Origin of the sequence: Neobacillus massiliamazoniensis (assembly GCF_001048695.1) — a bacterium.
Lineage (GTDB): Bacteria > Bacillota > Bacilli > Bacillales > Cytobacillaceae > Neobacillus > Neobacillus massiliamazoniensis.
Window position 1 is genome coordinate 819,013 of record NZ_CVRB01000004.1, and the last position, 11,959, is coordinate 830,971.

The window sequence follows — 11,959 nt, forward strand, 5'->3', positions numbered from 1 at the left end:
TGAATCGGGTATCACTTTTTTACGTATTTATTTAGGCTCATTCTTTTCATTTTGAGTTGAATCATCATCCGTTTCAACGAAGAGCTTAAGGGCTGCCAGTTTATTTTCCCAAAATAGTTCGAAATATTGAAGCCAATCTTTTAATTCATATAATGGCTCTGGATTTAATTTATACCTAGTTTCTCGCCCGACTTTGCTCTCCTTGACCAGACCTGCATCTGCAAGAACACGAAGATGTTTGGAGACAGCAGTTCGACTGATGGGAAAGTGCCCGGTAATCACCATAACAGGCATCTCTTGATGGCTTAAGAGTTTCAACATTTTTCGGCGGGTTGGGTCAGCGACCGCTTGAAAGACATCATGCTTTGCTGAAGATGCAGACATTTATGCTTCAACAAATCCCTGCAATTTTTTAACCATACCTGCCCAGCCCTGATCCATATTGTTTCGGATCATAGTGTGAGGTGCTCCAAACTCAGTAACTTTGTCAGCATCCCAACCGGAATGGATGAGCGTAAATTCTGTTTTTCCATCAAGCTCTTTTAATTCAAATGTAAGTGTCCAATCCTTTCCCCATCTGAAAGAAAGACTGTGAGGCGGATCTACCTTCGTGACTTTGCACGGAGACATTCCAAACTGCCCTGCATTTAAATGAAATTCATGTCCTTCTACAGGCTCCATATCATTTGGCATGAACCATGCAGCTAGGCCATCCGAAGTAGCAACTGCGTTCCATACTTTATCAATTGGCGCGTTGTATACAAGTGTATGCTTTATATCCTGTAATGTTTCTTGTGCTTCATTTGTCATTGAAATACCACCTCTAAAGTTAATATGAAACCAATTGGTTTCGTATCAAGAGTATATAACACCTTTTGGTTTCATGTCAAACCATAATTAATGGGTAACCTTTTATTAAATAAAGTCACCCAAATAAAATATTATCATTCAGCCTTTTCAAGTGATCCAATATTAAATTGTTTTACCATTTTGAGCATTGTTTTTCTTTTTAGTGACCGGGCTGGGGCTTTTTTCTTCTTCCAGGACACTATTTCTTTTTATTGTGGACTTCCTGTGTCACTGTATAGTAGTGCTTGGGCAATCCCGATAAAATATTCAGATTCACGAATAATATGGTTTAGTACTACCACTGCAGTTGGATTACTGCTAACTGAACGGCTCTGGGTTTTAATTTGCTCACAAAGCTGAATGAAAGAATTAATTTGTTGCAAACAAAAAGAAACAAGCCGCATAATTTGTTACATTAATAGGTCCGACACTTGAAAACCAGACCGGTTCACAGTTTCAATATAACGGATCACCTGATGGTGCGTCTCCGTAAGAGTATTTTCCCACTGTTTTAATGCATCAACAAATTCTGGTTCAAGTCCGGAAACTAGCTCTCGAATTACTACCGTATGTTCCTCTTCCTGATGCTTCCAAAACTCCTCTTCATCTAAAATCCTTAATGGCATTTGCTGACCATAATAAAATTGCATAGGCATCCCCCTATTTCACTATCAAAATGTATGGGGGAACATACTAGAATATTCACGATTTTTACTAGCACTAAAAGAACGGCTAATTTCTAAATTTCACACCATAGGGTTTCAAAAAGTAAGGCCCACCGAAAGGAAAAATGTTACAATTAACGTAATAATTTTATGAGGTAAAATACATGTTAATTAACCAATTTTTAAGAGGGATCAAATTTAATAGGAATGACGTTCCTACGTTTAAAAAATATCCATTTAACCTTCCAATCTTAAAGACCTTGGATGAACTATCTTTTCATCCTAATGTTACGTTTCTTGTTGGTGAGAACGGGATGGGGAAATCAACTTTATTAGAGGCGATCGCCATCGCTTTAGGCTTTAATCCAGAAGGTGGCTCTCTTAACTTTCAATTTTCCACTTATGATTCTCATTCAGCACTTGAAAATTATCTACAGGTGATCAAGGGCATTGAAAAACCTAAAGATGGTTTTTTTCTTCGGGCGGAAAGCTTTTATAATGTTGCTTCAAACATTGAAGAATTAGATAGAGAAGACTTCGGGCCACCTATCATTAATTCTTTTGGAGGAGTTTCCCTTCATGAACAATCACATGGTGAGGCGTTCTTTTCCACTTTTATTCATCGCTTTTTCGGAAATGGTATTTATATTTTAGACGAACCTGAAGCAGCGCTGTCCCCGTTGCGGCAAATGTCGATGCTAACGCGAATTCATGAATTAGTAAAGGAAAAATCGCAATTTATCATTGCGACCCATTCCCCTATTATCATGGCTTACCCAAATGCTAAGATTTTGGAATTCACGGAGGCCGGGATTAAAGAAAGCAAATTAGAGGAAACAAATCATTATCGGATTATGAAGCAGTTTTTTGATGATAAAAACAGAATGATTCATCATTTGTTAAATGATTAATTCGACCAACAAATTTCAGACAAGCTCCGAAATATTTTTGATATCACTAAAACCTCTCTATGGTCATTGATACGCTCTATCAATGACCTTTTTCTCGATTTCTTGTCTGTTTCGGTCGTTGATACGCTTCATCAACGACCTTTTTCTTGATTTCCTGCCGGTTTTGGTCGTTGATACGGTCTATCAATGACCTTTTTCTCGATTTCCTGCCAGTTTCGGTCATTGATACGCTTTATCAACGACCTTTTTCTCGATTTTACTCCGGTTTCGGTCGTTGATACGATTCAGGTATATATTCGAATCTCAATTACGCCTTTATTACAAGGTAATATTCTTCCCGTAAAAGATTTCATCCATTTCTAATTTGATTCTCTCTGTCATTTCGATGTGTTCATCAGCTGACAGCTTTTCTTTTGTATAGCCAAATAAATAGTTGTTTAAATCAAATTCTCTAAGTTTACATTTTGTATGAAAAATATGCTCTTGATACACATTGACATCAATCATATCGAAAAAATCGCCTACATCTTCAGGGATATAATTTTGAATCGAGCTAATTTCATGATCAATAAACAACTTGTGCCCATTTTTATCTCTAGTAAAACCACGCACCCGATAATCAATGATCATCACATCTGTCTCAAAAGATCGAATTAGATAATGCAGCGCTTTTAAAGGCGATATTTCTCCGCAAGTAGATACATCAATATCTGCTCTAAATGTGCTGATCCCTTCTTCAGGATGATATTCAGGGTATGTATGCACCGTAATATGGCTCTTGTCTAACTGCATGACAACCGATTCTGGTAGTGGACCTGGCGATTCCTCGAATGATTCAGATGGAGCATTTTCTACAGGAGCTTCTGACACCAACAGAGTCACACTCGCCCCCTGCGGTTCGAAATCCTGGCTTGCAATATTTAAAACATGGGCACCAATAATATCTGCTACTTGGTTCAAAATTTTGGTTAATCTTTCGGCGCTATATTGCTCATCAATATATTCTAAATAAGCTTCTCGCTCTTCCTTTGTTCTTGTAAAACAAATATCGTACATATTAAAACTTAATGATTTCGTAAGGTTATTAAAGCCATGTAATTCGATATGCTGTTCATGTGTGAGTTTCATGACGGCTTCCCCCTAATTTTTTTCTACATAAGTGTTATTTATTTTGTCCATTTGGAATTTTATATATATAACTCTTTCTTGAGGAAAATAATTGAAAGAGGTGCTGAAATGATGAATACAGTTTTTCTCGTTTTGATTTTTTTTTACGGTAACTCCAAGTTTCGCTAATACAGCATACTTTGATGATCAAGTAAAAGTTGCGTTTTTAGGGGCACGTTGCAATAGGTGTTATCTTTTTCACCTTTTTTGTTCACGTAGATCCCTTCTACGTTCACGAATCCCCTCTTTTTTCACCTTTTCTTTCACGTATGGACCTTCTACGTTCACATATTCCCTCTTTTTTCACCTTTTCTTTCACGTACAGTCCTTCTACGTGCACGAATCCCCTCTTTTTTCACCTTTTCGTTCACGTAGAGACCTCCTACGTGCACGAATCCCCTCTTTTTTCACCTTTTCGTTCACGTATAGACCTTCTACGTTCACGAATCCCCTCTTTTTTCACCTTTTCTTTCACGTACAGTCCTTCTACGTGCACGAATCCCCTCTTTTTTCACCTTTTCTTTCACGTATAGACCTTCTACGTTCACGAATTCCCTCTTTTTTCACCTTTTCGTTCACGTATAGACCTTCTACGTTCACGAATTCCCTCTTTTTTCACCTTTTCGTTCACGTACAGTCCTTCTACGCGCACGACAACTTCCTTTCTTTACCTTTTCGTTCACGTAGAACCCTTATACCATTAGATAAATTTTTTAACTTAAACACAAACCATTAGTTGACCATTTGCTATTATAAAATTATGAATAAAATGAGAAATTTGACGTTAAAGCCAAGGGGGGACCTCACCTGACAAAATTCAATAAGTCCGTGATTATGTTAATTGCCTCATTTTTCATCATCATAACTGCTTGTGATCCGCAAAAAACAATACCAAGTGAAAACGTAAAACCAAAACAAAATGAATTACACCCCAAAGAAAATGTAAATCAATCCTCGTTGCAGTTAGATGAAATGATGAAATCAGCTCAAAATGGAATGGTAAAGGATTGTTCCTTTACTGTGATGGATAGCACCATAAAACAGGTTAAAGCAGAGTGGGGGGAACCGGACCATGTCGATCAAGCCGGTATGGGATCGTATGCCACTTTTTCGAAAAAAAATATCGTTTTCGGTTATAACAAGGCGGGAGAAATCTTTGACGTTCGCTCATATGCCAATGATCTAAAGGAGATCACCTATGAAATGGTTGTAAAATCACTAGGACAGCCGACCCAAGTAAGAGATAACAATAATGACCAGATTTATGTTTATGAAGCAGCAAATGGCATTCAGCTTAAAATCATCATCCCCAAAAACAAACAGTTCATTGACCATATCTCTGTTTTTAATACGAAAAGAGCGGAGGTACCCAACTCTAAATATGATTATATTCTCGATGTTAAAGGGTACTCAAATCAGCTGACTGCAAGCGCATGGGAAAAGATGTTAAATTGGCGTAAGCAAATTGTTTTATTCGCTAAAGGGCAGGAAAATGTCTATATTAACGGCCCAAATAGACAACAAGTTGCGCTGACATTTGATGATGGACCGGATGGAGTAATTACACCAGCGATAATTGATATATTAACTAAATATCATGTAAAGGGGAATTTCTTCTTTATTGGCAGCAAAGTATTGGATCATCCAGATGTAGTAAAGAAAGCATTTAACAACGGAGACCTTGTCCTCAACCATAGCTATCACCATGTGGAATTAACGAAATTAGGAAAAGAGGACATTCGAACAGAGATCGATAAAGCTGGAAAAACGATAAAGTCCGTTATTGGGAAAGAGCCTGCTATCATCAGAACACCTTACGGGGATACAGATGCCCAAGTAGCGTCAGTCTCAAAGCAAGAGGGTTATTCGATTGTCCTTTGGTCGATTGATACCCTTGATTGGTCACAAAAAGATTCAACAAATATTGTAAAAAATGTAGTCGATAATATTCGAAACGGCGACATCATCCTTATGCACTCCGATTCCGACAAAAGTGAGACAAAAAAAGCATTACCACTGTTAATAGAGGAACTGCAAAAAAGAAACTTTGAAATAGTCGATTTAGAAACAATGTTAAATGTAAAAGCATACAAATAATTTTTAATTAATAGACCTAGTTTTTATAGAGGCAATTTTCGATTCGCGGATAGGGATTTTTTTCGATAACAAAATTTCAAACCATGTCCAATATGAAACAAAAAATCATAAAAAGTAAAAAAGCAGCCATATTTCGGCTGCTTTTCTACTTCACCTGATAATTTTTCAATAACTCTACTTCTTCATCGCTTAATTCACGGTATTCGCCAAGTTCCAGCGTTTCATCCAGCTGCAACGGCCCCATCGATAGCCGCTGCAAGTAAACAACCCGCTTACCAACTGCCTGAAACATCCGTTTAACCTGGTGGAACTTTCCCTCGGTGATGGTAAGCTCAATGTCTGAGCGAATCCCGGACTTCATTATTTTCAGCTCGCCGGGTTTTGTTAGATAACCATCATCAAGGGTTACTCCGGCAGCAAATGCCTTAATGTCCTCTTCCGTCACTTCACCATCAATGACAGCAAAGTAGGTCTTGGGCACATGCTTTTTCGGCGACAGTAATTGATGGGTCAATTGGCCATCATTTGTAATCAACAACAGGCCCTCTGTATCCTTATCCAGCCTTCCGACCGGAAATGGTTCATAAACCTGATCCTCAATCTCTAAGAGATCAATGACAGTTTCCCCAACATTATCTTCCGTTGCCGATAAAACCCCAGGCGGCTTATTCATCATCAAATAAATAAATTCCTTGTATTCAATTACTTCGCCGTTTAAGGTTACCGTTTGGTTCTCAGGATCCACGTGCTGCTTGGCATCTTTCAACACAACTCCATCAACCTTTACCGCACCGCTTTTTAAAAGCTGTTTGACTTCCTTTCGGCTTCCATACCCTAAATTGGCAAGCATCTTATCAATTCTCATCATTCTTTCCTCCTTCTCGGAAGAATATTAAAAGCGTAATCTTAGTTTTTGCTTTAAGCGATCTACTCTATCACCAAATAATTTATTGATTAAACCTGATTTCATCCCTAGATAAAAATAAATGACGGCGCCCACACCTGCAGATATAAAGATAATAATAAGTCCTTGGAGCTTCGAAGCAGGTGATAAAAATAGCAACAAGAATTTGTATACAATTTCTGTTCCTAACCACATAAGTCCACTAAAGATAACGATTAGCGCGCTTCTTCGAAAAACAAATCGGAAGTTATAATCTGCAAATTTTCGAATAACAAATAAATTAATGGAAATGGCAGCCATATAACCAAGTGCAGTTGCCAAAACCGCACCTTGGGTTCCGAGCATTTTGATCAGCGGGATATTCAAGGCTAATTTTATTAACAATCCTACTAGCAAGGTTAAAACCGTAAAACGCTGCTCATTGATTCCCTGTAAAATAGCAGCTGTAACTAAGTAGAGGGCAAATAATATACCAACTGGTGCATAAACCCGTAGGACATCAATTCCAAGCGTGCTATGTTCGTAGAATACGGTGTAAATAGGTTCTGCTAACAAAGAAATGCCCAATGATGCTGGTAATGTTAAATATAATAGTATTTGAAATGCTTGGTCTAACTGCCGATCCAAGGCTTTGCGATTAAACTCGACAAAGGCCTTTGTAATACTTGGTACGAGTGCCAATGAAAAGCCTGTTGCAAGTGAAACCGGAATAATAACAATTTTTTGTGACTCAAAGTTTAAAATAGAAAAGGCGTTTCTAGCAAAGGAAGTGTCTCCCATCGCCCGAAAAAAGGTAAATTGGTCGATCGCCTGAAACAACGGATTGTTAATCCCTACAAATACAAATGGGGCGGCATATAGAATAATCTCTTTATAGATTTCCTTAAGAGAGATATCCATAGTCCCTTTATCCTGTTTGAGCAGCTCGTCCATATACGGTTTTCTTTTATACTGATACCAGAATAACGTAATTAAGCCTCCAATCGCCCCAATAAAAGCAGCAAAGGTCGCAACACTGACGGCTGATACAATACTGCCTTTTAAAAATTTTACGACAACGTAGGCTCCGACAAGGGTGAAAATAATTCGAACAATTTGTTCAACCAACTGGGATGCAGCAGATGGCCCCATCGACTCATGTCCTTGAAAATAGCCGCGATTTAAGCTCATAAACGGAACTACAATCAATGCAAAGCTAACGGATCGAATAACGGTCGTAATATCATTCACATTTGTTTTGACTTGATCTTTACTACTAAACATCATGTCAGCAAAAAAAGGAGCCGAAAAATAAAGAATTAAAAAAGAAACAAACCCAGTCAGCAGCATAATCAATGCGCCGGATTTAAATAACTTTCGCCCAACTGCATATTCCCCAATCGAATTATATTTCGAAACAAATTTGGAAACGGCAAGCGGTACACCTGCTGTAGCGATACTGATAAAAATCGTATAAGGAACATAGGAATATTGATAAAGTGCTGTCCCTGAAGCACCTACTATGTGATAAAAAGGTATAACATAAAATAACCCAAGGATCTTGGATATAATCATTCCGACTGTTAAAATGAACGTTCCTCGTAAAAGCTTCGATTGCATAAAATCCCTTCCTGACTAAAAATAAAAAATAATAAAAAAGCGTAAGGCGCTTCCGTAGCTTACTCTTATTGAACTTGATAATTCACGAAGTCCAATGTTCCTATACTAACAACAAAAACAATTCGACTTTTTTTGCGCACTATTAGTAGTTTACAACTCTTTTTCCTACGATGCTACTAACAATCTTATTAATTTTGTTAAAAATCATTTACCTAATTGTTTTCTTTCAGGTAATATTGGTAAGGTTTATAGTATATGGATACAACTAGTTTGCTTTTAAATTGTATAAAGATGGTGAAGAGATGAAATACGATGTTATTGTTATTGGCGGAGGACCATCAGGCCTAATGGCTGCGATTGCTGCTGGTGAAAGAGGTGCTAAGGTCCTTTTGATTGATAAAGGAGACAAGCTAGGCAAAAAGCTTGCTATCTCCGGAGGGGGCCGCTGTAATGTCACAAACCGGCGTCCGGTTGAGGAAATCATCAAACATATACCCGGAAACGGTAAGTTTTTATACAGCGCATTTTCGATTTTTAACAATGAAGATATTATTGCCTTTTTTGAAAAGTTAGGAATTGCTTTAAAGGAAGAAGATCACGGCCGGATGTTTCCAGTATCAAATAAAGCTCAGTCGGTGGTTGACGCCCTTTTGGGGCAGCTTGAGAAGTTTCATGTAACAGTTTACAAAAATTGCCCTGTTAAAGAAGTGTTATATGAAAATGGCCAAGCAGCTTCTGTTTTATTAAAGGATGGATCAAAAATAAACGCAAAGTCGGTTGTGATTGCAGTCGGTGGCAAATCGGTTCCCCATACGGGATCAACTGGAGATGGCTATGCTTGGGCGGAAAAAGCGGGACACACGATTACCGAGCTCTTTCCAACCGAAGTGCCTGTCACCTCAAGTGAAGCATTTATTCAAAAAAAAGCGCTCCAAGGCTTGTCTTTACGAGATATTGAATTAAGTGTTCTCAATCCAAAAGGTAAACCCATTATTACTCATAGAATGGATATGATTTTTACCCATTTCGGTATCAGTGGTCCGGCCGTGCTTCGCTGTAGTCAATTTGTTGTCAAAGCGCTGAAAAAATGGAACTTAAAAGAAGTCAGCATGAAGATCGATGCCTTGCCTGATAAAAAAGAAGAACAGATTTTCCAGGACATCATGAAACTTATAAAAAATGAACCGAAAAAAAGTATCAAGAATCTATTAAAGGGGATGCTTCCAGAAAGATATCTTCTATTTCTGTTAGAGGAAAACGAAATAGATCACTCTGAGCAAGGTGGAACAATCTCCAATGAAAAGCTAAGGGATTTTTCCAAAAGCTGCAAGCAGTTTCAATTGAAAGTAAATGGGACCCTTCCAATAGATAAGGCATTTGTAACCGGAGGCGGGGTTTCGGTAAAAGAAATTGAACCGCAGACAATGGCTTCAAAATTGATGAACGGTCTTTACTTTTGCGGTGAAATTCTCGATATTCATGGCTACACCGGCGGTTATAATATTACCTCTGCTCTTATTACAGGCAGGCTGGCCGGAACCAATGCCGCCCTGTTTGTAAAGGAAAACTCGCGAGTCTGATAGGAAAAAGACAGAGGCGTAGTTGAATTAATACTTTCCTATTAGCCAAAAAATCAGGCCTGACGAAATGTCAGGCCCGATAAATAATCATCGCCGAAAAACAATAGATCTGCTCTACCTCATCTTCTTCCGTCATCGCTGCTACATTATATTTAATATCGAGTAATTTCTTTTCATCTAATCCTTTCAAAAAATAATTCATTTCCTTTTCCAGATCCTTCTCGTGCTCCCGATCAAACAATTTGACCTGTATCAAATGAATCTCCCTTTCTTTTTTCTACCATTATTAACAAATTATCTGAAATTTAAAATAAAACCATTTTCTAATTTAAGGTTATTTTAAGATTCGGCTTGTAAGCTCCTATTCATACAGAATGGATGGATAATGAAAGGAGAAAATAAATTGGATAAAAAACAACGAATCTCCTGGGGAGTCAGCTTTGGCAGTCTCGCCTTAGTTGCCGGGATGGTATCCTATCTTGGGTTATCAAATGGAGATAAAACCAACAATCAATCGACAGGTAATCAAAATAATAATGTTTTAAATCAGCAGTCACAAGATAACGGTTTTTCCCAAGGCCAGATTGATCAAGGTCAAAGCTCTAATGGAGACCAATCATCACAATTAAACGGCGGGTCCTCCAACAATAATTTCGACAACAATACTCAATTCTTTGGCAATAGCAGCGGTCAAAATCAATTCTCAAATAACGGCAGTGGGTCCGGCCATCATCATGGATTTGATACAACTACAGGTGGAACCTGATGTTTAACTATCCATTTCACTCAATGAGCACCATGGTTCGGATTTCTATTGATCATGAACTATATGCCAATGACCTAATGTCGGTATTTAAGCTGTTCCAATTAATCGAAAATACGTGCAGCCGCTTCCGTAAAGATAGTGAACTATCCGTGTTGAATAAGCAAATCGGGGAAGAACAACCGGTTTCTAAGGAATTGTTTTCAATATTAAAAAAGGCTTTACAGTTCTATCACGAAACAGATGGGCTTTTTAATCCAGGAATTTTAAAAGCGATTGAAACGAATGGTTATTCAAAATCGATTGAACATATTAGAGAACACAGGATTAATATTTCTGTTCTTGCTCCTACCGCAGTGAAGGTACAACCATTAGTTTTACATGAAAACAAGCAATCTATCACTCTATTTACCAAAATTGACTTAGGCGGAATTGCCAAAGGCTGGGTGATTGACCGTGCTGCTGAGCTGTTAGAAAAGAATGGCTATGGCTTTATTAATGTTGGTGGAGATATCCGTATTTTCGGGACATTACCGCACCCTTTAAATATCGGGATTGAAGACCCATTCGACCAAACAAAGATGATTTCTTCTATTCAAGCAGAAAACGGTGCAGTGGCGACTTCTACCACAATGAAAAGAAGATGGCTTGTAAAGGGGGAATGGAAGCATCATTTGATTGACCCGCGAACCGGCTTACCTTCTGAAAGCCCAATTGTCTCTGCGACGGTTACGGCTCCCACTGCCTTAGAAGCTGATGTTTTGGCAAAAACGATTCTTTTATCCGGTAAAGAGCATGGTCTATCAATCGCTGCCAAAAAAGGGTGCCAAGTTGTTTTAATCGATCAGGATGGAGAAGTATTGAAAGGAGGCATTTAAATGGAACTATTCGAATGGTATATCATCCGTGCCACTGGTACTGTTGCCTATGTTTTATTGTACCTTGCTGTTTTGACAGGTCTTTTTTCACAGGTTCAAAAAAGACGAAAGAAAAAAGTAACCTCGACTTTGTATTTACACGAGTCCCTTTCCAATTGGGCTCTAATTCTAACCTGTGGTCATGTTCTATTTTTACTGATTGATTCCTATATTTCATTCCAATGGTTTGAGGTCCTCATCCCATTTAAGAGCCACTATAAAATGCTACCAATGGCACTAGGAAGTCTAGCATTTTATTTTTTAATAATGACCGTCATTACTTCAAAAGCACGAAAAAAAATCGGCTATCAAAAATGGCGCAGGCTGCATGGTCTGAACCCGATTCTGTATATTTTAGTGACCATCCACGGTTTATTCATTGGTTCTGACTTCCAGGGCATCGTAATTGCTGCAGCAAATATTGTACCGTTATTAATTTTGGGTGTACTGCTGCTGTTTGACCGAAAAAAAACACAAGCAATACAACACTAGAAAAAAAGATATCTC

General features: G+C 38.2%; 12 protein-coding genes and 1 pseudogene. 6 read left to right on the forward strand and 7 right to left on the reverse strand.

The features are described from left to right. Positions 1-27 precede the first annotated feature (27 nt). From BN1082_RS21840 to BN1082_RS21850, 3 genes and pseudogenes are all read right to left on the reverse strand, one after another. Positions 28-384 (reverse strand): ArsR/SmtB family transcription factor, encoded by a 357-nt coding sequence (locus tag BN1082_RS21840; protein ID WP_090638222.1) that lies wholly within the window; start codon positions 382-384, stop codon positions 28-30. Next, positions 385-810: an SRPBCC family protein gene (locus BN1082_RS21845; RefSeq protein ID WP_090638225.1), complete on the reverse strand. Its 426-nt coding sequence runs from the start codon at positions 808-810 to the stop codon at positions 385-387. Between the two features lie 248 nt (positions 811-1,058). Continuing rightward, positions 1,059-1,499: pseudogene (locus BN1082_RS21850) on the reverse strand (DUF2935 domain-containing protein). A 179-nt stretch (positions 1,500-1,678) separates the two neighbouring features. Here BN1082_RS21850 and BN1082_RS21855 point away from each other — a divergent pair. Beyond that, positions 1,679-2,425, forward strand: coding sequence for an AAA family ATPase (locus tag BN1082_RS21855; RefSeq protein WP_090638227.1), 747 nt, complete (start codon positions 1,679-1,681; stop codon positions 2,423-2,425). A 318-nt stretch (positions 2,426-2,743) separates the two neighbouring features. Here the strand turns inward: BN1082_RS21855 and speD are convergent, their stop codons facing one another. Further along, positions 2,744-3,553, reverse strand: coding sequence for an adenosylmethionine decarboxylase (speD, locus tag BN1082_RS21860; protein ID WP_090638230.1), 810 nt, complete (start codon positions 3,551-3,553; stop codon positions 2,744-2,746). A gap of 873 nt (positions 3,554-4,426) precedes the next feature. On the opposite strand from speD, the gene BN1082_RS21865 reads away from it, so the two are divergent. Next, on the forward strand, positions 4,427-5,689 hold the full coding sequence (locus BN1082_RS21865) for a DUF4309 domain-containing protein (protein WP_141650901.1): 1,263 nt from the start codon (positions 4,427-4,429) through the stop codon (positions 5,687-5,689). Between the two features lie 145 nt (positions 5,690-5,834). Here the strand turns inward: BN1082_RS21865 and BN1082_RS21870 are convergent, their stop codons facing one another. Together BN1082_RS21870 and BN1082_RS21875 are read right to left on the reverse strand one after the other, a co-directional pair. Continuing rightward, positions 5,835-6,554, reverse strand: coding sequence for a pseudouridine synthase (locus BN1082_RS21870; RefSeq protein ID WP_090638235.1), 720 nt, complete (start codon positions 6,552-6,554; stop codon positions 5,835-5,837). Positions 6,555-6,581: 27 nt separating this feature from the next. Then, entirely contained in the window at positions 6,582-8,192 is a 1,611-nt protein-coding gene (locus BN1082_RS21875) for a putative polysaccharide biosynthesis protein (protein WP_090638238.1), read from the reverse strand. 302 nt (positions 8,193-8,494) lie between these two features. On the opposite strand from BN1082_RS21875, the gene BN1082_RS21880 reads away from it, so the two are divergent. Next, the gene (locus BN1082_RS21880) at positions 8,495-9,772 is read left to right on the forward strand and encodes a BaiN/RdsA family NAD(P)/FAD-dependent oxidoreductase (RefSeq protein ID WP_090638240.1); all 1,278 of its coding nucleotides are present in this window, start codon (positions 8,495-8,497) and stop codon (positions 9,770-9,772) included. A 70-nt stretch (positions 9,773-9,842) separates the two neighbouring features. On the opposite strand, the gene BN1082_RS21885 is transcribed toward BN1082_RS21880, so the two are convergent. Next, the gene (locus tag BN1082_RS21885) at positions 9,843-10,028 is read right to left on the reverse strand and encodes a sporulation protein Cse60 (RefSeq protein WP_090638243.1); all 186 of its coding nucleotides are present in this window, start codon (positions 10,026-10,028) and stop codon (positions 9,843-9,845) included. A 147-nt stretch (positions 10,029-10,175) separates the two neighbouring features. On the opposite strand from BN1082_RS21885, the gene BN1082_RS21890 reads away from it, so the two are divergent. Genes BN1082_RS21890 through BN1082_RS21900 form a run of 3 tightly spaced genes read left to right on the forward strand, consistent with a single transcriptional unit; the run spans position 10,176 to position 11,944 of the window. Beyond that, entirely contained in the window at positions 10,176-10,538 is a 363-nt protein-coding gene (locus BN1082_RS21890; RefSeq protein WP_090638246.1) for a hypothetical protein, read from the forward strand. After that, positions 10,538-11,413 carry an FAD:protein FMN transferase gene (locus tag BN1082_RS21895; RefSeq protein ID WP_090638249.1) on the forward strand — a complete coding sequence of 292 codons (876 nt, stop codon included), beginning with the start codon at positions 10,538-10,540 and terminating at the stop codon, positions 11,411-11,413. The genes BN1082_RS21890 and BN1082_RS21895 overlap by 1 nt, the downstream gene beginning before the upstream one ends. Next, positions 11,414-11,944 (forward strand): ferric reductase-like transmembrane domain-containing protein, encoded by a 531-nt coding sequence (locus BN1082_RS21900; protein WP_090638251.1) that lies wholly within the window; start codon positions 11,414-11,416, stop codon positions 11,942-11,944. It abuts the gene before it with no gap. Positions 11,945-11,959: the final 15 nt, after the last annotated feature.